Here is a 24579-nt window from a genome sequence, read left to right on the forward strand (position 1 = left end):
GCGCTTTTCATTTCAGTGTTCATTTGTTTGTTCTAGTGTATGATTTAAAACGAATTCCGTATAGTCTTTTCCCCATACGTACATAGATTCGAGAATCGGGATTAAAGTATGCCCTCGATCCGTAAGTGAATATTCGACTTTTGGCGGAACGACAGGATAAACTTTACGACTAACAATGAGATCTTCTTCCAGTTCCCGAAGCTGACTGACAAGCATTCTTTGAGTGATAGCAGGTATGAGAGATTTCAATTCTCCAAATCTTTTTGTCCCTTCTTTCCCTAGATGCCACATAATCAGCATCTTCCATTTCCCTCCGATAATAGAAAGTGTTAATTCTTTTTCACAATTAAACGTCTTTCCACGAATATGACTCATTTGTTATCCCTCCTCTATTCTCTCTATCATACACTATAAAAGTATGATTTTTTATACTATATAACAAAATGGTTAGTACGTACAATTGAACGTTCCTTCTTAACGCCCTTACGGTTGTTTGAAGAAGGTGAGTCCTAAAAATACCAATCTATCGACCAGTTTTAGCTTAGGCAATCCCCTTAGTCCTTACAATTAGAAGCCTTCTCGCTTCATTTCTAAGATTTTGTCCTGCCTTACTACCTCGATCATGCTAAAGGGAAGTCTCAAACTTATTCAATTGTTTTTCAAAATCTTTCAACATATCATCCAAACGTGTATTTTCAAATGGAGGATCGGAATCAATTTGTTTTGTATTCTCTACTTTATTTTTTGTACGCTTTAAAACCAACTTTGTACGGTTTAACCTCGATAAATCCCTATATATCAACGGTTTTCGACACCCGAAAACAATAAAAGATTTAAAACAATATATATAAAAACAACAAAAGGAAGATTGCTTGATTAATAACTATTATTTTTTCATTATCAAACCAAATATGTACGTTGATAAGTCAACAAAATCGATTTTAATATGATTAAATCCCAAAACCACTCCTTTTTTTACACGAGCATTAAGATAAAAGACCTAACTCTTGTCGAATTCTTTTACAATCAAGGAAGATTAGACTTGAAAAAGCAATTGATTTCTCATGATGAAAAAATGATTGAAGTTATAGTCATGAAAACAGATAACAATGATTTTATCTTTCCTCCTCAATTATTTTAAATAGAAGTGGTGAATCCAACAGAAAACTTTAGAAAGATGGAATATACAGGTGGCGCGAAATAATAGGATAAACAATACAATAATAGCCTCCACCATCGACACAACCTGACATATACAAACATCTCCTTTTGTGCACACAAACTTCGCTTATTTTAAAAAATGAGGAAAGGGACGAATCAATGATGGAAAACCAACAAATTGGAATGATAGGAGTTTTAAGGGCAAGCTTTTGTTTGAATTGAAAATCGAGGTTGTTTTCTTTCTCAATCGAAAAACGAGAGGTTCGAGATGACATGTCTCAAGAACCTCTCGTTTAGCTATCTTCCATTTCTGCGAATCATTGTTTCTATAAACTTAGCTAGTTTTTCTTATCGCGATATCAATTTGACTAGCTTTATTTGCCTTCGATCGAAAAATATACTTCGACGAAACATAATAACAACCGCCCGCTACAAAGTACGTTGGGATACCAGCCGTAATGTAAACAAAGATCCCACTTGGCTTATCCAATAATGGATTATACACACTCCAATAAAAGATTGTTCCAACGATTACGCTTAATACAGCTGAAGGATTAATCCCATACCAGTATTTATAAATTCCGTTTGTATCATATAAATCTCGCACGGAGATATTTTGTTTTTTGACAAGAAAGAAATCTACTACGACTATTCCACCAATTACGGACATAATGTATGCAATAATGACAATAAAAACATTCCATGAATTATAAAAAGCTGGAGTAAGGACTAACAAGATTACAGGGACATTCGTCGTTAAAGCAATCCCCCATTTTTGTTTAGGAAAGATCGTTTTAAAACTGATCGCTTGGGCGTACATGAAGAAAATAGCGGCCGTAACATTCCCTAAGATTAAAAGGCTTAATCCCATAACAGCAAGCCAGGCACTTCCCAATTGTGTCATCCAATCAGTTGGATTGATTGAACCTGTGACAAGCGTCATAAAAACAGCTAAAATAGCAGCGACACATAAACCGATTCCATAGCTTAGAAACCCGCCGTTAAAGGCTCCCTTTTCATCTTTTGCAAGACGGCTATATTGACCCAAATAAGGAAGCCATGAAAAACCAAGCCCGACATTTAACTCGATCGCTGTCGCTAACGATCTCCCGACTGAATCATAGGGTTCAATCGGGTGAAGGGCAAACACTTTGTCTAAATTTTGGCCAAATAAAACCACTCCCAGCAATACTAACACTAAAACAAACATTGCTGGTGCTCCGACCCAGTTAAAATATTTAATCATAACAGGACCTTTAGATGTGACAAATAGGCATAAAAGAATTAAAAGGACTGAGAAAAAAGGAGCTCCGAAACTAGCAGTTGTCAATATGTTGCTAAAATGAAACATGTTTAATATCGTTACAATTGCTTCTCCTGACATAAACATCGTAAACGCCGTATATCCTAATGTTGTTACAGCAAACAAACCCCAAAACATTTTAGACCCTAGATACCCTAAAGAACTTCTAAAACCGACAATGGTGTCAATTCCATACCGTGCAAAGTAAATGGAAATCGGTATGATTAATATCATTGGAATCGCATTTCCAAATAATATGGCTCCAATGGAATCTTTCGCGTCTAATAAGGCTCCTGTAGCTCCACCAGTAAGCAAACTAAAGCATGATAAACCTGTCCCAAGTTGAATGAGAAGCAGACTCCAAAACCCTAAAACTCGGTCGTTTTTTCTCGCCGGTAAAAATCCAAATGCTACGTCTTTTGATATGCTGTTATCACCCATATACAAATCCCTCTCCCTCAGAAGAAACCGCTTTCAAATTCCGATTCATCATTAGTTCAAATTCATAATTAAATACACTAAAAAAACACTAATGATTTCTACCAAAAACAAAGATAAAGAAGAATCTTTCCACGTCATTCTTTTCACTTCATGGTCTTTATTTTCAATTTCAGCAAGCCTAACGTCCAAATCAATATACAATTGATCCACAAAGGACTGTTCCGGTGGCGTATACGTTATCTCTTCAAAAATCTCCAGTTTCAACATTGCTTCTTGTTCTCTCATCATTTCACCTCATATAGTTATTGTTAAACTTTTCGTAAAAACATTTTCTCTTGGCAAGTTAACAAACAATAGGCTTTGGTGTCTCGAATCATTATGTGAGTTTTCTGCTACCATTAAAAGGATTTTTCATCAGTGATGATGTTCATGGTCATTTTGTTAAACCTGTTTATCGACCATTTTAATTTACAGTTAGACATAAGTGACTAGTAAATTAGCTGAAATAACAGTTGTAATGTTTCATGTATACGTTCTTAGGTATAAGAGGTAGAGTTTCTTTGTCTTTCTTCAATTCCATATTAATAATTGGCACAATGTACGATAGCTAACACGCCTCCCAGCTAAATAGCTGATAATCTGGCTATCATTCATAGAAATCAAAGTAGATAGTTAGATTAATTAACAGAAAATTCAGATAATTTAAGTGATTATTAAGCTGCTCCTCATACATAATACCATTACAACTATCATGCCAGTCATATTCTTTATTTTCCTCCAAATTGGCCTTAACTTCATAAAAAATACTAAAAGAGGGATTACATTAAACAAGACGATCGCACACTCTCTGTAATAAGAAGGTGAAAAGGGAATTGTAATCAATTCCCTTTTCACGCGACTTTTTATTTCTTAATGGCAGCTTTTACTTTCAGTATTAGAACAGCTCTTGCTTTCGCTCTTAATTGAACGTGGAAGATCCAACGCTGGGTTTCCGTCAAAGAAACCATGAGGCTTTAATTTGAATCCGATATGGTGAACTGGCATTACTGGCCAATCTTCAGGGCGAACAATATGGTGAACAGACATGTTATACCAAACAACGATATCCTCATTGTCAATTGAGCGGTTCGCTTTTACATAATGCTCTAAGCTATCGCTTCCGCCTTTATTTTGGTTTGGATATTTTCCAGAAGCATACATTTGATCACTGTCAAATTGTGTAACATGCAAGTGATTTTTAATAAATCCAGCACGTTTCATAATACTTGACTCTTCATTTAAGAATGGAGAAGCGTTTTCACCAGGTACTAGTTCGTATGCAACAGGCTGATCAATAAAGTTCTTAGAGTTTGGATTAATAATTTTCCATCCTCTACCTGTTTCAAGGTTCATTTTACGCTGTGCTTCCAATTCTGTTTTAAATGTTGTTGTTTCATGGTAGAAACCATTTAAATTTGGATTGTTTTCATCAGGTCGTGTCGCAACTGTATTCGTTTCTTGAACAGAGTTCTTTTGACCATCAATATGCGTATCAATACGGTAGTTAAAGATATGTTGGTGAATTGGCGCAAAGACTTGCGGCGCAACTTCTGATCCATATCTTGTTTTTACGCCTTCTCCTAGTGCACCAACATTCAGAATTCCTGTTAACTTCGCTTCATGTTCAATTCTTCCATCTGTATAGAAGTACCAGAAGAATCCATAATCGTAGTTTGCAACAGTTGTGAAGAATGAGATAACAAGACGGCGTGAACGGCGTACTTCTACATCTTCTGTTCTCCAATCTGTATGCTTCCATGCGATTCCAGCATCTTCTTCGTGAAGACAAACTGCATTAGGAATTCGATGAACGCCACCTTGGCTATCAGCCATTACAGCATCAAAATAGTGAATGTTACCGACACAGTCACAGCCTAGCTCTAAAGAGTTTGCCAATTGACCGATTCCGTATTCACCAGCATCAAACGCACATTGCCAGTTATGAGCAGGATCTGTATCCCCGTAAGGAACAACCATTTCTGATAAAGCTGCACGATATAGAACTGGTCTTTTCTTTCCTTTATCCTCATAATCTACTGTATGAAGAACAAGTCCTTCACGAGCTGTGTATCCAATACGGATATCCCATTTTTGCCATTTGATATTATGTCCTTCAACTGTATAGCTAGGACCTTCTGGCTGAACGATTTCTAACGGTTTTAGATCTGTACGTACATTGATTTCATCATTTAGTTCAGGTTTATAAAGTGCGTTTTTAGGCGCAATTGGTTGTACACCATGATCTTCAATTCTTACAATTTCCATTTTGTTCATATCAACAACTGGAAGTAAACCTGTAAGTGGATGCGCATATGCATTATCTTCAGGATATTCTTTAACAAAACATAGGGCACGTAACAGTCTTCTTCCTTCATCTTCTTCGATTCCAAAGTATCCAACAGACCAAGGATCAACCATAACTAAATTTGGATCTTCAATACCGCGCTTTTTAAGAGCTGCATGGAAGTCAGGATGACTCTTTACTAGTGCCTCTAGTTCAGAATATTCTTCAAGAAGGAATGATGGCTGAACACCTGGAACATGTTTAAAAGAAATCACTTCTTCATTTGTAAGAGATATAACAGCCTCATGTGTAGTGCTATCTGTTCTATTAATTATAATGGCAAAAGCTTCCCTATTAATTGGATCTCCCTCTTTAAAGTTTAAAACAACATCTTTTGGAGGTTCGTGTAATCCAATTTGTTCAAATCGGGCACTCTCATTTAAGTTCTTTTGCGCTTTTACAATTGCAGCAGCTCTTGTAATTTCTTCACCTGTTAGTGGTTCTAGAGGGTGGGCAACCTTTTTTAACACCTGTTCTTGAGTTTCCATGCAATATCCTCCGTTTCATCTAGTTATATTTTATTTATACAAACTACTAATTTTGTAACTTCCTCTGAACCGTTAGACTTCAGCACTAGGCTGAAACTATCATTTGTTAACGTGCTTAGGAAGGAACGATTGTTATAACTAGATAATAACGGAGTCATTGTTTCATGAATTGTAAAAATCGGAACCTTTTTAACCCTCAAAAAAATAAAATCAGATTTTTTAACCAATATGGCAACTTTTACCTGACATGACCTGGTTAACCATTTCAATCGCTTCTTTAAATTGATATATATCGCCGCCAAACCCTAATTGAAATTGCTTTGCTTGTTTAATAGATTCAAAAATAAGCACTTGCGGCTGGCATTGATTCAGTTGTATATCTGCATTAAACAAAAAAGTCGCGATTTTGGCACTTATCGTTGTTTCTTTTAAAAAGTCATAACAAATAATTTGTGAAACTCTTTCTTCTATATCTTGGTATCGAAGCAAAGCACAGTGGGCACAACAAGTATGTTCGATTCGATTATTTACTTTGACGAGTTGTACAGATAATCTGCTGTTTGAATGCTTATTGCAATACGAACAATTTTTAGATGTCACATCGCTCTCTGGTGTATACATCACTCCATTTGATGTTTTGATTACTTTCTGTTCTTCAATTAACTGTTTCAAATCACGATAGACGGTCATGACAGATACATTTAACCTTTTACCAATTTCCGTTATTTTCAACATCTCTTCTTCTTCTAACCATGTTAAAATTTGTTGTTTTCGTTCTAACGGCAACATCTTAGCCCTCCGTTCATTTTCAATAATTCATGATCTTCGTTTTATAATATCCTCAAACCCCTAGTTTGAGTTAAATAGAATTTAGGTTTTTGTTCATTCTTATATTATCTAATTGTTCGGATTCGTCATTGTAAAAAACGGAAAGAAATGTTGAACTATAACAAACAGGTGTAAAATTTAGTTAAAATAGAAAGAGACTCCCCTAAGGAAAGCCTCATCGTTTTAGATGCAATAGTTCGTCAATCTGTGATTTCCACTTTTGCGAAAAATTCCTTTTCTAAGAAAGAAACAATATTGTGTGTAGAATTTCCAACAATTAATCGCCCTTTTTCAGCCGTACTGGATCTTGCCGTATGAAGGCAACCTGATTGTGGAATTAATGTTGGCGATGGCGGAAAACATTGATAGGTAGGTGGACCTTCCATTCCTTCATCTATGATAAACTCTTCACGCACAAGCTCTGGGGCAAAATGCATCATCATCGACGTTTCTGTAATGGCGGCGTGTTCTAAAGCCCATCCTGGGAATTCTATTTCATCAAATATTTGCGGCATGATACTCTCATCTAAATTATCCCACCAATTCGTAAGTAGAATTTTAGGGAATTCATCTGTTCGATTTCTCATAATAAGATCTGCTGCTTCAGCAAGGAAGGCTTCATTTTCATAATGACAACTTACCATCAATATCTTTTTCCAGCCGTCATGTAAAAACTCTTCCAATAAATCAGATACTAAAGAAACGACAGTAGCTCCTTTCAAATCAATCGTACCTGGAAACATAGGTCCGCCACCACTAGCAGGCAAGGACTTATAACCGTACGATACAGTAGGGGCGACGACAGCATTTATTTTTTCCGCAATCGCTAAACTCATGTTTTCAGCTAGCATGGCATCGACACCCAGTGGTAAGTGTGGGCCATGTTGTTCTGTCGACCCAATTGGTAAAATTAAAATACTATCTTTGATTTTAGATTGATATTCTTGCCAAGTCATATTTGCTAGTAGATGTTTATTCATTTCTAACTCGCCTCCAAAATAATAATCTATTAAAATATCACTTTAAGTAGCCATTATAAAAAATTCACTGACGTTTTCTATCTGTGATTAGTTGATTGGATGTTCACATAATTCCTGCACCTGCTTATTAAGGGGGAGAGAGAGGTCTACTCTCCCCCACCACAAGTGATCTTCATCGATGTTATTTCGCTTTAACATCTACTTCAGATAATTCCTCATTCAAAGCATTTTTGGCTGCTCTCTTCCGAGAAATATTCGTTTTAATCACATAAAGGAGAATAACAACCATCGCACTCAATAAGCTTAATATTAACTGTGAACGGGTCGACGCACTAAACGCCATACTTACAATAATGGCAACCATTGCTATGATCGATGCGATGGTCAAGTATGGATAGGCCCACATACGTAGCTTCAGACGTTCTGGCGTTTCACGTTCTATTTTTTTGCGAAGTATCAATTGAGAAACAGCAATCAGCAGGTAGACAAAAAGAGCAATGGCTCCAGAAGAGTTTAGCAAGAATTGAAACACTGTTTCCGGTGATATGAAAGCCATGATCACGGAAATGAAACCAAATATTGTACAGGTCAAGATCGCATTTAATGGTACTCCTCTCTTCGTCACATTCATCATCCACTTTGGAGCATCTCCTTTATCTCCTAAAGCAAATAACATTCGAGATGCTGTGTATATGCCTGAATTTAAACAAGAGAGCACGGCTGTAACCACAACTAAATTCATGATTTTATCAGCATAAGGTATACCAATAATTTGGAGGGCACTAACGTAAGGATTTGTAAGCGCTTGAGAATCATTCCACGGAACAATCGTAACAATTAAAAATACAGAGCCTACATAGAACGTCATAATCCGAACAATAACAGAGTTTACCGCTTTTACCACTGCCTTTTCAGATTCAGCTGACTCCGAGGCCGCAATCGTGACGATTTCAGAACCAACGAAGGAAAAAATAATCGTGGCGACAGCGATAAATACTGCAGCTGAACCAAGAGGTGCGAATCCACCGTGTGCCGTCAAGTTAGAAAAGTCCATTGTTGTACCTGGTAAAAATCCTAAAACATATGCCCCACCAACACCTAAGAACAAAAGAATCGCAACAATTTTTATCAATGAAAACCAATATTCAAATTCACCGAAAGCTTTAACCGAAAAAATATTCGTTATTGTTAGTGCTATAAGCAATAATAGATTTAATAGCCAAAGTGAAATATTAGGAAAGATCCAACTTTTCAATATCGCAGCACCAGCGATTGCTTCAACAGCAATGACGATTACCCAGAAGTACCAGTACAACCATCCTACAGTAAAACCGGCCCAATTTCCCATTGCCTCTCGTCCATAATCTGAAAACGAACCTAGTGAAGGCTTTGCAACAACCATTTCTCCTAGCATTCTCATCACTAGAATGACTAGAATCCCAGCCATTAATGCTGTAAAGACCGCTGCCGGTCCCGTAATTTGGATAATGGCACCACTGCCTACAAACAAGCCAGCGCCAATTGATCCGCCAAATGCGATCATCATCAAGTGTCGTATCTTCAGACTTTTCTGCAGCTTTGCCTCTTTATTCATATTAGAAAGCTCCTTTTTAAAGAGATTATTTATCACACAAATGTAAATGAATTTATTGTGAGTGTAATCCACTAAGCATATCTAAGTAGAATTTTTAATTTAGGATCATCATTTCACTATTAGCTGAGAACTCTTCAATTAAACCGTACACTTATGAGATTTAATGAATTTCTTTTTATTATAGTGCTATATACATAGACTTATTGGCTTGTTCTTTTCAAATTAACTTAACTAAAAATCAAATGAATCCGTCAGTTTCTGCTTCAATGCTTAATATTATTTGATCGTAATGAAGGAACCTTCATGAATCATTTATAGTCAGCTCCCAACCTTATAGTATCCCGCAGCTGGGAGCTGCTTATCTAAAATTGATTTTCGTAAATACTGTAAAGATACGAGTGAATTATTTTTTTATAATGTTATATTCTGGACCAAATGGGAATCTAGTGATGTTCTCTGCACCGTTTTCGCCAATGACAAGAATGTCGTGCTCACGGTATCCACCAGCTCCTGCTTCTCCTTCTGGAACCATGATCATTGGCTCCATCGACACGACCATACCTGGCTCTAGTACGGTCTCGATATCCTCTCGAAGCTCCAATCCTGCCTCACGACCGTAATAGTGGCTCAGTACACCGAATGAGTGTCCGTACCCGAAAGTCCGGTTCGCTAAAAGATTGTGCTCACGGTAGATTTCGTTCAATTCAGCAGCAATATCCATACATCTAGCACCTGGTTTGATCAATTCAAGGCCACGTCTGTGTACTTTACAGTTGATTTCCCATAGCTCAAGATGGCGATCCGATACGTCTTCCAAGAACAATGTGCGTTCAAGGGCTGTATAGTATCCAGCAATCATCGGGAAACAGTTTAGGCTCAGAATATCTCCTTGTTGTAACTTGCGGGAAGTTGCCCAGTTATGCGCTCCATCCGTGTTGATGCCAGATTGGAACCACACCCATGTGTCTCTCAGTTCAGCATGAGGGTACGTACGAGCAATTTCGCGTACCATCGCTTCTGTACCTTGGAGAGCTACCTCGTATTCTGGTACGCCTTCGCGAATCGCTTCGACAATAGCAGCCCCTCCGATATCTGCAATACGGGCTCCATTTTTAATCAGATCAATTTCCTCTCCAGACTTAAACATTCGCTGTCTCATGACATCCTGGGAGATATCTATGAGTTCTGCCTCTGGCAGGGCATCCTGCACCTGACGACGTAAAACTAGCGTCAAATGATCATCTTCTATGCCAATACGTCCACGCGTAAAGCCTGATTCTGTTAAGATCTTTTTCACAGCATATAAATAGTTGTCCCTTCTCCAATCCGTGTAGACAATATTCTCATCAAAACTGCGTCTCCATGGCATACCGGCATCAATATTGGCACTCACTGTTACATGCTTGTCTTGCGTAATAACAAGCGCATAAGATCTGTTGAAAGATGTATATAAGAAGTCACTATAATAATTAATATTATGGTAAGAAGTGAACACAATCGCATCGATTCCCGATTTGGCCATATATTGGCGTAAATTCGTATTACGACGAGTCATTTCTTCTTTTGAAAAAGTAGATTGTACTTTTTTGCCGCCGTTTTGTAAAATCTTTGTTCTTTCAAGATCTGTAATTTGTTGTACCATGTTTATCACCTTTCCTTTTCCATAATTTTATTTCTCATTACTATTACTCTTTCAAATTACCAATCGGTAAAATGACCAGTGCGCTCACTGTAATACGTAGGATCACGTGTGCTCAGGAGATAAATGCGGCAATCTTCAAAACAATGAATACTTAGTATGTGCTACATGGTGCACCAACTCTCTCATATTTAACTAGGTATCGTTTTTCCTGCTACATGGATTTGTTCACTGTCTCTTTCGTTCGTAATAATGCGATGAAAGCGATGAAAGCAGCCGCCATCAAGTAGAAAGCTGGAGCAAAGGTGTTACCTGTTTGAATAATCAAGAATGTTGCAACGAATGGAGCTGTTCCTCCGAAAATAGCGTTACCCATATTGAAAGACAATCCGAAACACGTATACCGTACAGAGGTTGGAAACATCTCCGATAGGAAGGTAGCAAGCACACCATCGTTCCCTGCTAATATGGCACCAAGTAATATTTGCGCCAATATGGCAGATACCCCACCTTGGGAAAGAAGTAAAAATGCTGGAATAGTAAATAGCATAAACAGTACGCTAGCACCAATAAGTACCGGCTTCCTGCCGACCCGATCAGCGAGTGTACCCACGAATGGGAGTAGAATTACGTATGTTGTTAATGAGACAATGGTTGTAAGAATTGCCTTCATACTGTCAAAGCCCAACTCATTAACAAGATAAGTTGGCATGTAGCTGAGAATGATATAGAAGCCGACTGCATTCAGACAGATGACTCCAAATGCAACGAGAAGCTGCTTCCGATTCTGGCGAACACTCTTGAAAATCGGCTCTTGTTGTTCCCCGTGCTCCTTCTCAGTAAAAACAGGCGTATCTTCAAGCTTCATACGGATATAGAGGGCGAATAAACCTAGTGGTCCTGATATAAGAAAGGGAATACGCCATCCCCAGCTATGTAAAGCATCGTGCGTCAGATTGTACTGAAGAAGGACCGCAGTCAATGCTCCAAGTAATAATCCAGCAGCAGTACTTGCTGGAACCATACTGACAAGAAGTCCCCTTTTGGAGTCCGGTGCGTATTCCGCAATAAATAAGGAAGCTCCAGCATACTCACCGGAAGCAGAGAATCCTTGGACGATACGACACAATAAGAGTAACAGTGGTGCAGCAATGCCTATCGTGGCATAACTTGGTATGAGCCCGATTGCAAATGTTGCAAGTGACATCATAATGATCGTTAGAGTTAAAATACGCTTTCTCCCAAGCTTGTCCCCATAATGCCCCCAAACCAGACCGCCTACAGGCCTTGCTATGAAGGATACGGCAAACACTCCAAACGTTCCAAGCAATGCCGCCTTCTCGTTACCAGGAGCAAAGAAGACTGTAGCGATGATCGTGGCCAAATACCCATACGAAGCATAATCAAACCATTCGATCAAATTTCCGATAGCCGCCCCAAAAACGGCTTGTTTCACTCCAGTTGCTTGTGTTTTCTCACTTTCTATGTTCTTTTCTACCTGTTGTTGTATAGACATTCACTTTACCTCCATGTCTTCCGGAATCAACTCGTTATTTCAGAAAGTTTTTAACTTTCAGAAAATTAAAGTTAAAAAATCTTTTATTTCTGCTTCCAAAGGCAGGATTACTACAATAAGGGTCAAAAAAATATACTAACGTTGCAGTTGTTTATCAATGAATGGTTTTATCTCAAAAATCTCACAGACACATTATTAACATCATTAGTACAAGTAGCTTTACGGCTAGATCAGAATAAAAACTATCTTCTGAGCACCTCCATTCCTTTTTAATAAAAAACCTTCTATCTATACTTGTTTACTTTGAACACTTCATTCCAAAATCAGAAATAGAAGTGGATGTTTATATTTGTTAAATTTTAGGAAACTTTGTATAGATTTAATGTAAGCGCTGTCTTATAATGAGAATGATATCATTCTATTAAATCTGAATACAATTGGATATTGCGCTTAAAATTATATGTTTTTTTCTCATTTTTTGTATGATTTGCACAAAGGAGGAAATTAAATGATCACAGTAAAAGAAGCAATACTTCTAACAGGGAAGGATAATGTAACAGTTCGTGCAGGAAAAAGAGGTTTGTTTCGTAAAATCCGCTGGGCACACGTTATTGATCATGATGACATGAGACACTTCCTTGAAGGAGGAGAGTTACTTATGACATGCGGACAAGTATGGCCTCAAGATCCAGCATCAGAAGCTAGACTTCTTAAAGGTTTTTTACGGCATCAAATTTCCGGTATTTTGTTTGCAACCGGCCGTTACTTAGATGAATGTCCCCCATCCGTTTTGGAATTTGGTGAAAAATATGCAATCCCGATTTTAGAAGTACCCTTTCACATGCAATTCATTAAAATAACCCAATCCATTCACCAAGAAATTATGAAACGAGAGTTTAGAAAAAAAGAATTGACCACCCAACTTCCTTCAGAATTGGCCGGAGAATTACGAGTTGCAAATAGTGGTATGGATATTTGTCATATCCTATCCCAGCACTTTAATTGTCCGACTATCATCACCGACACTACGAACAAAGTTTTGAATAAAGTCATTCCAACAGGAGGAAAACGTATAAATCTCCCCAATGTAATGGATCATTTATCCAAGATATTACATGAACTTTTGGATCCTAATTTGCCTGAAAACGAATCGATTCTAAGAGAGGGACATCCTCTCAAAGTATCTACTAACACTTTACCATATGCAATAGCTATACCACTTCACATTGAAGGGAACTATTCTGGAACTCTTTGGCTACTCTACCATGATCAGCAGTTGGTAGAAACGTATAAGTATTCCCTTGAGTATGCAGCCACTATTCTTTTAGATATCCACCTAAATCAACAAGTCGTAGGGGTAACAAGTAGGCAAGTTAAAGTAGAATTAATGGAATTACTATTTGAAAATCCTAAAACAGCCTCTATATTAATGGAAGATAGAGTGCGCAAGCTTGGATTGGCTCCGAACGAGAACTGGATGGCAGGTTTTGTCCTTCCTGGAAAAAAGGAGATACCTATTAGCTTATCTATAGAGATGGATTTTTTGAGTAATGAATGTACAATGTGGATTAACCAAACAGAAGGGATTGACGGCTTCTGTGAGGTATATGAAGGTCGATTAACATTATTGATCTCCTCTAGTCTTGAATATTCGGTCATTAAAGCCCATTTAAAAGATTTATACAGTCATGTGCAAAGGATTTATAAGCAAATCATTCCAGTTCTTGTATTTGGTGAAATGAAGGAAGATTGGCTCTCCATAGTCGAAAGCTATCAGGAGGCAAAATCTTTGACTCCACTTGTTCAGTTTTCAGATCCTGCAGGTGGAGCCTATTTTGCTGAAGAATCACGGAAAGAGCTACTTCTTTATAGAGGGATGGATTCTACGAAAGCTCAAGAATTTCGCAATTTAATTTTACCTGATGAACTTCTTTCTGAACGAGGTTTGGTGCTCTATGAAACACTAAAATGTCTCGCCGCTCATAACTATAATCGAGAAATCGTGGCAAAAGCTCTACATATTCATCGAAACACATTACGCTATAGAATTGACCGGATTGAACAGCATTTGGGAGATAGCCTATCTTCTTCAAAGTGCCAATTTTGGATCCAAATCGCTTTAACTCTTGAATCGCTTGCGAATCAAAGTCACGGACCCACTTTAGAAACAGATATCGATGAAAATAAAGAGGAAAAGATTCCGCACTCTATTATGTAAATCCTTCGCAGAAAATAAATTACACATTGTGAGGATATCGGATAAAAGTGATCATCATATTTGCTGCTCATTAAATAAATTCTAACAAAGCAAGATTGTCCCAAAACAAGCTACTAACATGTTCTATACACCGTTTAATAGTAGTTGATAGTAGATTTAGCTCAGCCGTTTTGGGACAACCTGTTGCATCATTTAATCATATTTTTTCAATACAATCGCAGAATTATGACCTCCAAAGCCAAATGAATTAGATATGCCGATATTTAACACAGCTCTCCGTGCACCTTCTGATACATAATCTAGATCACATTCCGGATCGGCAGTCTCTAAATTGATCGTTGGTGGTACAAGTCCTTCTGTTAAACTTTTCACTAGAGCAATAGCTTCAACCGCACCAGCAGCTCCGAGCATATGACCGAGCATCGATTTGTTAGCTGTAATCGGCACTTGATAAGCATGATCCCCAAACAATTTCTTAATCGCCAATGTTTCAGAAATATCGCCTACATACGTACTCGTTGCATGAGCGCTTATAACATCTACCTCATTTGCAGCTATATTTGCCTTATTCAAGGCACTTTTCATAGCTGAATAAGCACCTCTTCCTTCCGGATGTGAGGCTACCATATGATACGCATCTGACCCTGCTCCATATCCGATTACTTCCCCATAGATCAGAGCATCGCGTTTTAATGCGTGTTCTAGTGATTCTAGCACGAGGATCCCCGCTCCTTCACTCATCACAAATCCATCACGATTCACATCAAATGGTCGACTTGCTAAAGATGGTTCTTCATTTCTAGTTGATAAAGCGGTTGCATTTCTAAAACTCGCCAAAGATAATTTCGTAATGGCTGCTTCTGACCCACCTGCAAATATCACGTCCGCCTCACCATTTCGAATCACATTAAACGCTTCCCCAATGGACGTATTACCAATTGAACATGCAGTTACTGGCGACATAGATGGACCATATGCACCAAATCTAATACTTATTTGAGCTGCGGCCGCATTAGATATCATCATCGGCACTAAGCTAGGGCTTACTCTTCCCGGTCCTCGTTCATTTAACACATTAACATTCTCAATAAACGTATTAATGCCCCCTATTCCTGAACCAACATATACTCCAAACCGCTCTCGATCTAGTTTATCCAGCTGTAATTGTGAATGGTTTAGAGCTTGTTCAGCTGCAGCTAGTGCAAATTGACAAAAGCGATCCATATGTCGCGCTTCTTTACGCCCCCATCTTCCTTCAGCATCAAAATCCCGAATACTACCAGCTATTTTCGTTTTTATATCGGATACATCAAACGTATCAATGAATGAAATTCCTGATTTACCTTTCAATAAATGGTCCCAAACCGTATCAATATCATTCCCTAAAGGTGAAATAACACCCATTCCAGTAATGACTACTCGCTTCATTTAAACTCCTCCTCATCTCGTCTTTATTCTAATTTTATCTGTTTTTTATCCTATTACAATTTGTTGTTTATCCTGGTATAATTTACACTACATTAAAAAAAGGAGTAGGATAATGAATTCAGATACTAGACTTCAAGCGCTATCAGAGTTTTTAAAAACGCGGCGCTCCAAACTCCATCCACATATGGTAGGATTGCCGTTCGGTAAAAGAAGAAGAACGCCTGGCCTACGAAGGGAAGAAGTGGCTCAATTAGCTTCTGTAAGTACAACGTGGTATACGTGGTTGGAGCAAGGGAGAGATATTAAAGTATCGACTTCCGTATTAGAAGCTATTTCCAATGCATTGCAATTAAAGCCAGATGAAAAAAAATATTTATTCGCATTGGCTTTGGAAGAAGGGATCAATAACGAGCTATCATTGGAAGATAAAACATTAATCAGCCCTTCTTTAAATAAAATTTTACAGGAGCTCAAATATTGCCCAACGATTATTTCAGACAGACATTGCCATATTATTGGCTGGAATCAAGCAGCAGCACACGTATTTTTGGATTTTGATACGATTCCATTAGAAGAGAGAAATCTGATTCGATTATTATTTGAAAGAAAAGAATTTAAGAGTTTGGCAGTGAATTGGGATCATTTTGTACAAGGTTTTCTTGCCATTTTTCGGACGTATTATGGACAATATTTTGCTGACAATTGGTATTCACAGTTCATTGAAGAAATGGAACAACGCTTTCCGGAATTTCAAGAACTATGGAATCGGGGCGAAGTGAGCTCGGCTCCAGAAGTATTAATTGAATTTCGGCATGCCAAAGCCGGTAAAATGGTATTTAGTCTCACCTCTTTACAAGTACAAGGGGATCTCGACTTAAGATGCAGTGTTTATACACCGGTTGATCACACTGGCACAGAAGAAAAATTAAAACGCTTAATTGAAAATAATCTATAAAAACTAGATTCGTTGTTTGAATAGGAAAAACAGCCAACGTGTCCTTTGACAGACAATTGGCTGCTTGCTTATCCCTTAAAAACCTTATTGAGTATAGACTGGCAAATCGCCTCGCGTGCTTCTCATTTCTTCTCGTCTTATTTCTGTAGCTCTAATATCAAGCTCCATATCAGAGATGACAACTCCATAATCTCTATAGGCTGTTTCAACTGAGACAATTTCATCTAATATATCTTCAAACACTTGCTCTGCAGGTCGTTCAAGTGGATCCCCGTATCCTCCAGAAGATGGGACTAAGATCTGCACCGATTCTCCAGCTTGGAAGCGATATCCGTTAAGTTTAGACGGAAGTTCCTCAGCTGTACGATCTGGATTTTTAATTAGATTTGCGCTCGTTCCAGGAAGTCCACCGTTATACCCCCACGGTCGTACCGTATGTTTGTCCCCTTCCATCGTCATAAAGCCATCGGTTAAGAAGCGGTTCCACCTTACGATCCCTAGGCCACCTCGCCACTTTCCAGCTCCCCCTGTATCCTCGCGAAGTTCATATTGTTCACATACGAGAGGAACATGCATATCAAGATCTTCAATTGGGTTATTCATCGTATTCCATGAGCTAAAATCTACAGCATCCATGCCATCTTTACCTGGTCGGCCACCATAAGACCCCTCATTGACTTCAATATACACCCAGTATTCATTGTTTTCATCCAGTCCCGCATACGAAGCAAATTGTATATTGGCTGAACTACCTGCACATGTCTGATTCGGGATAATCGGTGCTAGTGCTTTAATAATTAAGTCTGCTACTGTGTTTACTTGATTGGCACGGCTAAATAAAGCCGCCGGTTTAATCGGATTAAAAATACTTCCCTTACGTGCTGTAATTTTAATCGGGCGAAACGCTCCTTCATTCGCTGGAACATCTTCTTCCGTCATAAATGTATCTAAAAAGATGGAACGCAAGACACTATGAACACTTACACAAAGAGCGCCGGAATATGCTACATTAAAGGCCGTGGAAACTTGATCACTAGATTTAGAAACGTCTACTTCCAGTTCTTCTCCTTGTTTTGTCAGTTTCACATGTACTTTAAGAGGTATATCTAGATGACGTCCATCATTATCCAACCAAGATTCTGCCTCATAGACACCATCGGGAATTTTGGCAATTTCTTTTCGCATCATCCGCTCAGAGTAATTCATTAACTCTTCACAAGCTGAAAGCACTGTGTTCTTCCCGTACTTGTCCATCAGCTCAATGAAACGTTTAACCCCTAATCGGCAGGCTGCAACTTGCGCTTCTAAATCTCCAATGACTTCATTTGGTGTCCGAACATTCTGACGAATAACTTCAATTAGGGTTTCATTCCGTACCCCTTTGTCATATAGTTTGACGCCATTTAAAATCAAGCCTTCAGCATACACATCCGGTACATCAACCATCAGCCCAGGCTGTGCCCCACCCATATCTAAATGATGGGCAGTTGCACCCGCATATCCGACCAATTCTCCTTTATAAAATATCGGTTGACATAAAGCAACATCTGGAGAATGAGAAGCTCCGGCATAAGGATCATTATTCCAAATAATATCGTCTGGATGTTGATTATCCCCCAGTTTTTCTTGGAAACCTCGAATATACCCAGGTAAACAACCTAATTGCATTGGGGTAGAATCCGCCTCAGCTAATGTATTACCAAAAATATCAAAAACTCCTGCTCCAAGGTCCTCAGATTCGCGAATAAGCGATGAATAAGCCATCCGGTACATAACATGCGCCATTTCTTTTGCGATTGTCTTTAATGCTCCACCGATTACTTGCAAGGTCACAGGATCTATTTTATTTTGAATAACAGTAGAGCTCATGTGATTAATAGTCATATCTATTTACCTCACCTTCGAGAAATATTTTTCTACTGATTCTGCTGCGCCGCCCTGTGTCACTTTTGAAGCGACAAATAATGTGCCATTATCTGATACAGTCGCTTGCCAATGAGGTGGGATCGAAGTTGTCGTATCACGTTGGACAATGATTGCTGGTCCTTGAATTAAGTCATGTGCTAATAATTTACTTCGATCGTAACGAGGAGTTGAGAAACGTTTAATCTCTCCATTTACCTCATATACAGTTTCTCGCTCATACATAAAGGCAGCCTCTGGATTGATTCGGTTACCACTTTCTAATTTCGGTAAAGTTAATGAAGGGGTTTTTCCAATTGCCACGATTCGTAATGTAATCAGCTCCACAACATTGTTCGGAAAATGATGACCATACTCTTCCTCATGTGATTCATCGAATCTTTGACGAATCGTCTCTATAGATTGATCAGTCAGTATCCCTTCTGGAATGGATGCACGTAATTCAAATCCTTGTCCAGCATAGCGGCACTCGGCAATGCGCTCGATCAAAATATCATCAGGCTTAATGCCATCTTTAATCAATTGAGTATAAGCCTGTTCCTCAAGTTCCTGTAAATCTGCATTCATCGAGTCGATTGTTTCATCTGTTATATTGTCAAGACGACTAATATTCGATTTAATAAAGTCGTATTTAATGTCACCTACTAAGAGACCTGTTGCTGCACTAATCCCTGGATAATTCGGAACAATAACAAGATTACAGCCTATCGTTTCCGCCAAATCAACAGAATGAAGTGGTCCAGCACCACCTGCTGCAAATAAAGCAAATTCACGTGGATCGATTCCTTTACTTACAGATTTTGCACGGATGCTAAGCGCCATAAAGTTGTTAATAATCTTCAAGATACCAAGAGCCGCCTCTTCCGCTGACATGTTGAGCTTAGGACAGAGTTTCTCCTCAACCGCTTTAAAGCTCAATTCAGAATGTAGTTGAAGATCTCCTCCTAGAAACTGCTCCGGATCAAGTCGTCCAAGAATTACATTGGCATCTGTCACACAAGGATTTTCTCCTCCTTGTCCATAACAAGCTGGTCCAGGATGAGCACCCGCACTCTTCGGCCCTACCCTAAATGCACCGCCAGCATCGATATAAGCAATTGAACCGCCACCAGCACCAATCACTTCCACATCAATCATCGGAACCAATACAGGGTAGCCGTTTACCTCGGCATCACGTGGATTGATAATTTTCGGCGTATTATTTGGAATAACAGAAATATCCGCTGACGTTCCGCCAATATCAACACTAATTAAATTAGGAACACCTTCCAACTCTCCCCACCAAGCAGTAGCTAAAACAGCCCCCGATGGTCCAGACTTTAACAAAGTGACTGGCTTTTCTGTCACCATTTCACTAGTGGCCATTCCACCAGAAGATTGCATAATATGAAGATCTCCTTTAACTCCAGCCTCGTCCAAAGCACTAGATAAGTGACTTAAGTATCGGCTGACGCGCGGCGCTACGTAGGCATTCATTGCTGCTGTACTAAATCTTTCATACTCTCGCATTTGAGGGGCAATTTCACTAGAGGTAAAACATTGCACTTCCGGCCACATTTCTTTTACGATTTCCTTTGCCCGTTGTTCGTGTTCATCATTTAAGAAGGAAAAGAGGAATGATACAACAATAATATCCACTTCAGATTTTTTGAGTCTTTCAACCGCTTGACGAACTTCTTCTTCATTCATCGGTACTTTTACTCGACCGTCTGGAGCTTGCAGCTTTTCAGTAATAGGAATACGGTTTCGGCGTAATACTAGTGGGTTTGCTTGCCAAGGGAGATCTTGCTGGATGGAGAAATTCTCTGTCTTTTTATGTCGCGCAATATGCAAAATGTCCCGATAGTTCTTCGTCGTTAACATCCCAACTACAGCTCCATTACGTTCAATGGTAATATTCGTAGCTACTGTTGTGCCATGAAGCACATAATCGATATCTGTCATAGGAACATTAGCATTTTCACACAGTTTTTGGATACCGTTAATCACGCCTATCGACTGATCCTCAAGTGTACTTGGAACCTTGTGTACGTGAATTTGATTCGTTAATTCATCCACAAGTATTAAATCAGTAAATGTACCACCAACGTCAACGCCTATTCGAACCATGCGACCAGCTCCTTTTCTTTGTTACTTCATCAGAATTATAAAGCGCTTTTACCTTTTTCTATGAAACAATCTCTCAAATACAGTAAGCCGTTTACAAAAATGTTGAATATTTAGATCTAATTTTTGTATTGTACTTATTGTCAGGATTCTTTCAATCCCTGGACCAATACTCGCAGATCCTCCCCCTAGACATAGTACATAGTCATCTTAGTTTCAAAATCTAGCGATCATCATGTAGACAAGATGCTTATACTTGAGTTCGATTTTACAAAAATTCACCAATTCTTTGTGCATAGATACATTCTATCTTATTACCAATTTACTATATACTGAATTTTCAATAAATTTTAATTATACATATCGATATCATTTATGCAACAATTGGCTCTATCAATTGCCCGTTTTCATATTTCCTTTCGTCATGTCTTCCAATTGATTGTTCTCTTCCTGATTATTGACAGGAGGGTGCAAACGCATAAAACCGATATAAACGAAAAAGGAAAGAATGACTCCTAAAAACCATGAGATATCATACAGTCCTTTTAACGAAGGAACAAATGCCCCAATTAAAGCGACTGTTGCCCCAAACCCGGTTGCTACAAATGCTCTATAATTATACCCTTTCCAGTACGTGTACTCCCCTTTTAAAGAATAGATATCGTTTATATTAAGCTTTCTTTTACGAATCATATAATAGTCGGCAATCATTACACCGGCTACTGGACCAAGCGCTCCTCCAATTAAGTTAAGAAGAGTAAAGATCGCATCAGCATTTTCCATCAATTTCCATGGCACTGTAAATAGAGCAGCCACCATCGTTATATAAAATCCCGTTTTAAAGCTAATCCACTTCGGAAATAAGTTCGCTAAATCATAAGCAGGTGAAACCAGATTCGCAATAACATTCACTGTTATTGTAGCTACTGAAAGAATAAGAGCTGCGATTGCAATAACAATCGGTCTATCGAATTGTTGGAGAGTAACGATGATATCTCCAATCGGGTTACCAAAAGCGATTGTCGTTGCAGATGTTGCTGCAACTGTAACAACTGTAAATATAGTAAACGTAACTGGCAACCCATATAACTGGCCTTTTATTTGATCTTTCTGAGATCTAGCAAATCGAGTAAAGTCCGGTATATTCAATATTAACGTTGACCAAATTCCAATTATACCTGCTACTGCACCGATAAATGGAAAGATTAATTCTCCAAATGTCTCATACTTTCCAGTTTGGGTAAATATTGGTTGAATCCCACCTGCCGTATCAATCGCCCACCAGAGCAAGCCGATTAATACGATATATACTAACGGACTGGTAAACGCTTGAAATTTCTTGAGGGACTCCATCCCTCTCTTTAACACTAAAAAGTGCATGGACCAAAACAATACAAAGGAGAGTAAACCCGGAAGCCCAATCCCTAAAAATGTCCAGTCCCCACCAAGAAAAGCAAAACCTGGCCAAAGAAGTGTAATCGCGATATTAAACGCCGCACTTCCTGCATACGCTTGAATACCCAACCACATGATTGCAATGATTCCACGTAATAACGCTGGAGCATTTGCACCTTTGATTCCATAAGAAGTCCGCACGAGTACTGGAAATGGTATTCCATATTTAGACCCCGCATGACCGTTAAGAGATAAAGCTCCATAGAGGATCATTGAAGCAATAAATATGATCATGATAACCTGCAATGGGGAAAACCCTAAAACAACTAATCCTCCTATTGTTGCATATGTCGGGATATTATTAATAACCCCCATCCACATAGATGCAAAGTTTTGAGTTTTCCAAGTCCGCTCCTCCGGTCGTACTGGTAACAAATCATGATTACTAAGAGAATTTACCGTCTCTTCTTGAAAATTAGGTTGGTTCACAGCCATATTCCTAATACTCCTTTAAATTTTATATGATTCACGGAACAAGTCTTATAAAAGTTCCTCCTTAATATTAAGCGCTTACAATAAAGCGAAAATCTTAAGCTTACATATAGGAGTTCGTGGTTGCTTATTTTCAAAGAGAGGGACTGGGCAAAATTTTTGTAATTCTTTACTCAGTAACCGCTTATTTAAACGACTCGATTCATAAAAAACGACTTCACTCCTTTAATATGATTGTCCCCATTTTGGAGTGAAGTCTTGTCTCTTGGATAAATGTCTCAAACCATTTCGTCTCTATGTTTACTTTGTGACCTCTTCGTAGCCACACCATTCTAAAATGTTTAAAACATTCGTTTCAACACAATCTAACCAATCTTGGACATTTACCCATTCATCTGAACCGTGAAGATTTCCACCTTGTGGACCATAGATGATGGCAGGCATATTCATGTAAAGGAGTGGAAAACGTATATCACTAAATGTCGGCATTCCGAAGATTTCTGTTTTTCTACCAACCACTTCATCAATATTGGACTTAACCATCTGAACAAAAGGATGATCAGGACTTATCTCAGCTGGACTTGTATGCCATTCATACGTGATTTCCGGTCGGTTTTTGGATAGCCACTCATCAGCATCAGCCACTTGATTTACAACTTCCTCAATTTGAGCTTTTACCTCTTCAAGTGTTTCATTTGGTGGATAGCCAATTGTCCCCGTTAACTCACATTCAGCTGGAACTTTATACGCCCATTGACCAGCATTGATCATCGCTGGAGTTAAATTACTAGAACGAACTTGCATGCCACTAGCAGCGAAATAACGTTCAAATGGAGCATAGCTAACAGTTTCTACCCGTTTATTGTCTAAATCAATTAGTGCATCATAGATTTTCATCGCCTTACCAATTGCATTAATTCCAACTTGACCGTTTAAGTTGTGAGCAGCTACTCCTGTCACTCTTATCTTAAAGATTAATCCACCAGCACAAGCGATCTGAGGTCCTGCTCCCGTTGTTAATGGATGTGGATAAATACATGCATCCGCTTTAAATCCCTGTTCTTCAAGATACTGTGTCATCGCTACTGCTCCCCCGGCACCTCCTACTTCCTCGTCGACAACCGAAATAGCCGTAATCGCTCCTTTTGGTTTCAATCCTAATTCTTTAATCACTCCTAATGCTGCAAGGAGGGAGCCAAAACCACCTTTATTGTCAGCTGTTCCTCGGCCATACATCAATCCATCTTCAATGACTCCTTCATGTGGTGAATAGTTCCAGTGGACCAAGTCTCCTACTGGTACTGTATCAACGTGAGTAAATAGTAGAAGCGATCGATCTTGATCGGTCCCATCCCATTTACCAACTACGTTTGGACGACCTTTAAACCCTACAAGACGTTCTACTTCTGACTCCGTATATTCTGGATGACGTCTAACTTTTTCTGCATCAGCAGTGAAAGTATCTACTTCCAGATCGAGCCCTAACATAATTTGTTTGATATGTTCTTGAACAGGTCCTTCATACCCAGTTTCACTAGGTATTTGAATCAACTTCCGCAGTCCTTCTATTAATTCTTCACGATTCTGTTGCATATACGCACTCACTCTTTGACGTACTCCATTTGACAACAAAATTTCCATTTCCAACACTCCTAAATTTTTATTTAGTACTTTACAAGAAACTAATCATAATTGATGGGCTTACTAGATTTGTATCATATTGAAAAAG

16 protein-coding genes are annotated in these 24579 nt (G+C 38.7%); 2 read left to right on the forward strand and 14 right to left on the reverse strand.

Translation table 11 applies throughout. From position 1 onward, the window contains the following. Positions 1-12: 12 nt before the first annotated feature. The 9 genes from hxlR to AC625_RS24135 form a co-directional block, all read right to left on the reverse strand. Entirely contained in the window at positions 13-375 is a 363-nt protein-coding gene (gene hxlR, locus AC625_RS24095; protein WP_049683958.1) for a transcriptional activator HxlR, read from the reverse strand. Between the two features lie 1120 nt (positions 376-1495). Further along, positions 1496-2905: a purine-cytosine permease family protein gene (locus AC625_RS24100; protein ID WP_049683959.1), complete on the reverse strand. Its 1410-nt coding sequence runs from the start codon at positions 2903-2905 to the stop codon at positions 1496-1498. Positions 2906-2956: 51 nt separating this feature from the next. Then, positions 2957-3190: a hypothetical protein gene (locus AC625_RS24105; protein WP_049683960.1), complete on the reverse strand. Its 234-nt coding sequence runs from the start codon at positions 3188-3190 to the stop codon at positions 2957-2959. A gap of 624 nt (positions 3191-3814) precedes the next feature. Next, the gene (locus tag AC625_RS24110; RefSeq protein ID WP_049683961.1) at positions 3815-5776 is read right to left on the reverse strand and encodes a primary-amine oxidase; all 1962 of its coding nucleotides are present in this window, start codon (positions 5774-5776) and stop codon (positions 3815-3817) included. A 219-nt stretch (positions 5777-5995) separates the two neighbouring features. Further along, on the reverse strand, positions 5996-6565 hold the full coding sequence (locus AC625_RS24115) for a DeoR family transcriptional regulator (protein WP_049683962.1): 570 nt from the start codon (positions 6563-6565) through the stop codon (positions 5996-5998). 239 nt (positions 6566-6804) lie between these two features. Continuing rightward, on the reverse strand, positions 6805-7584 hold the full coding sequence (locus AC625_RS24120; protein WP_049683963.1) for a creatininase: 780 nt from the start codon (positions 7582-7584) through the stop codon (positions 6805-6807). 181 nt (positions 7585-7765) lie between these two features. After that, positions 7766-9178, reverse strand: a complete 1413-nt coding sequence (locus tag AC625_RS24125; RefSeq protein ID WP_049683964.1) for an amino acid permease — start codon at positions 9176-9178, stop codon at positions 7766-7768. A 403-nt stretch (positions 9179-9581) separates the two neighbouring features. After that, a complete protein-coding gene (locus tag AC625_RS24130; protein ID WP_049683965.1) occupies positions 9582-10820 on the reverse strand; it encodes a M24 family metallopeptidase in 1239 nt (412 codons plus the stop codon). Positions 10821-11031: 211 nt separating this feature from the next. Continuing rightward, complete coding sequence (locus tag AC625_RS24135; protein WP_049683966.1) at positions 11032-12333, reverse strand: MFS transporter; 1302 nt, start codon at positions 12331-12333, stop codon at positions 11032-11034. Between the two features lie 508 nt (positions 12334-12841). Between AC625_RS24135 and AC625_RS24140 the strand changes: the two genes are divergently transcribed. Further along, the gene (locus tag AC625_RS24140) at positions 12842-14551 is read left to right on the forward strand and encodes a PucR family transcriptional regulator (protein ID WP_049683967.1); all 1710 of its coding nucleotides are present in this window, start codon (positions 12842-12844) and stop codon (positions 14549-14551) included. A gap of 192 nt (positions 14552-14743) precedes the next feature. On the opposite strand, the gene fabF is transcribed toward AC625_RS24140, so the two are convergent. Next, the gene (gene fabF / locus AC625_RS24145) at positions 14744-15979 is read right to left on the reverse strand and encodes a beta-ketoacyl-ACP synthase II (RefSeq protein ID WP_049683968.1); all 1236 of its coding nucleotides are present in this window, start codon (positions 15977-15979) and stop codon (positions 14744-14746) included. Positions 15980-16091: 112 nt separating this feature from the next. Here fabF and AC625_RS24150 point away from each other — a divergent pair, with 112 nt between their 5' ends. Then, positions 16092-16934 carry a helix-turn-helix transcriptional regulator gene (locus AC625_RS24150; RefSeq protein ID WP_049683969.1) on the forward strand — a complete coding sequence of 281 codons (843 nt, stop codon included), beginning with the start codon at positions 16092-16094 and terminating at the stop codon, positions 16932-16934. A gap of 84 nt (positions 16935-17018) precedes the next feature. On the opposite strand, the gene AC625_RS24155 is transcribed toward AC625_RS24150, so the two are convergent. The 4 genes from AC625_RS24155 to AC625_RS24170 form a co-directional block, all read right to left on the reverse strand. Continuing rightward, positions 17019-18818 (reverse strand): hydantoinase B/oxoprolinase family protein, encoded by a 1800-nt coding sequence (locus tag AC625_RS24155; RefSeq protein WP_049683970.1) that lies wholly within the window; start codon positions 18816-18818, stop codon positions 17019-17021. Positions 18819-18824: 6 nt separating this feature from the next. Next, positions 18825-20966: a hydantoinase/oxoprolinase family protein gene (locus tag AC625_RS24160; RefSeq protein ID WP_049683971.1), complete on the reverse strand. Its 2142-nt coding sequence runs from the start codon at positions 20964-20966 to the stop codon at positions 18825-18827. A 390-nt stretch (positions 20967-21356) separates the two neighbouring features. Further along, on the reverse strand, positions 21357-22853 hold the full coding sequence (locus AC625_RS24165) for an NCS1 family nucleobase:cation symporter-1 (protein ID WP_049683972.1): 1497 nt from the start codon (positions 22851-22853) through the stop codon (positions 21357-21359). A gap of 297 nt (positions 22854-23150) precedes the next feature. Continuing rightward, positions 23151-24491 (reverse strand): ArgE/DapE family deacylase, encoded by a 1341-nt coding sequence (locus AC625_RS24170; RefSeq protein WP_049683973.1) that lies wholly within the window; start codon positions 24489-24491, stop codon positions 23151-23153. Positions 24492-24579: the final 88 nt, after the last annotated feature.

The organism is Peribacillus loiseleuriae (genome assembly GCF_001183985.1).
Taxonomy (GTDB): domain Bacteria; phylum Bacillota; class Bacilli; order Bacillales; family DSM-1321; genus Peribacillus; species Peribacillus loiseleuriae.

Excerpts from the sequence above, each read along its gene's own strand:
- hxlR (WP_049683958.1), bottom strand. The coding sequence starts at position 375 with ATGAGTCATATTCGTGGAAAGACGTTTAATTGTGAAAAAGAATTAACA.
- AC625_RS24100 (WP_049683959.1), bottom strand. The coding sequence starts at position 2,905 with ATGGGTGATAACAGCATATCAAAAGACGTAGCATTTGGATTTTTACCG.
- AC625_RS24105 (WP_049683960.1), bottom strand. The coding sequence starts at position 3,190 with ATGAGAGAACAAGAAGCAATGTTGAAACTGGAGATTTTTGAAGAGATA.
- AC625_RS24110 (WP_049683961.1), bottom strand. The coding sequence starts at position 5,776 with ATGGAAACTCAAGAACAGGTGTTAAAAAAGGTTGCCCACCCTCTAGAA.
- AC625_RS24115 (WP_049683962.1), bottom strand. The coding sequence starts at position 6,565 with ATGTTGCCGTTAGAACGAAAACAACAAATTTTAACATGGTTAGAAGAA.
- AC625_RS24120 (WP_049683963.1), bottom strand. The coding sequence starts at position 7,584 with ATGAATAAACATCTACTAGCAAATATGACTTGGCAAGAATATCAATCT.
- AC625_RS24125 (WP_049683964.1), bottom strand. The coding sequence starts at position 9,178 with ATGAATAAAGAGGCAAAGCTGCAGAAAAGTCTGAAGATACGACACTTG.
- AC625_RS24130 (WP_049683965.1), bottom strand. The coding sequence starts at position 10,820 with ATGGTACAACAAATTACAGATCTTGAAAGAACAAAGATTTTACAAAAC.
- AC625_RS24135 (WP_049683966.1), bottom strand. The coding sequence starts at position 12,333 with ATGTCTATACAACAACAGGTAGAAAAGAACATAGAAAGTGAGAAAACA.
- AC625_RS24140 (WP_049683967.1), top strand. The coding sequence starts at position 12,842 with ATGATCACAGTAAAAGAAGCAATACTTCTAACAGGGAAGGATAATGTA.
- fabF (WP_049683968.1), bottom strand. The coding sequence starts at position 15,979 with ATGAAGCGAGTAGTCATTACTGGAATGGGTGTTATTTCACCTTTAGGG.
- AC625_RS24150 (WP_049683969.1), top strand. The coding sequence starts at position 16,092 with ATGAATTCAGATACTAGACTTCAAGCGCTATCAGAGTTTTTAAAAACG.
- AC625_RS24155 (WP_049683970.1), bottom strand. The coding sequence starts at position 18,818 with ATGACTATTAATCACATGAGCTCTACTGTTATTCAAAATAAAATAGAT.
- AC625_RS24160 (WP_049683971.1), bottom strand. The coding sequence starts at position 20,966 with ATGGTTCGAATAGGCGTTGACGTTGGTGGTACATTTACTGATTTAATA.
- AC625_RS24165 (WP_049683972.1), bottom strand. The coding sequence starts at position 22,853 with ATGGCTGTGAACCAACCTAATTTTCAAGAAGAGACGGTAAATTCTCTT.
- AC625_RS24170 (WP_049683973.1), bottom strand. The coding sequence starts at position 24,491 with ATGGAAATTTTGTTGTCAAATGGAGTACGTCAAAGAGTGAGTGCGTAT.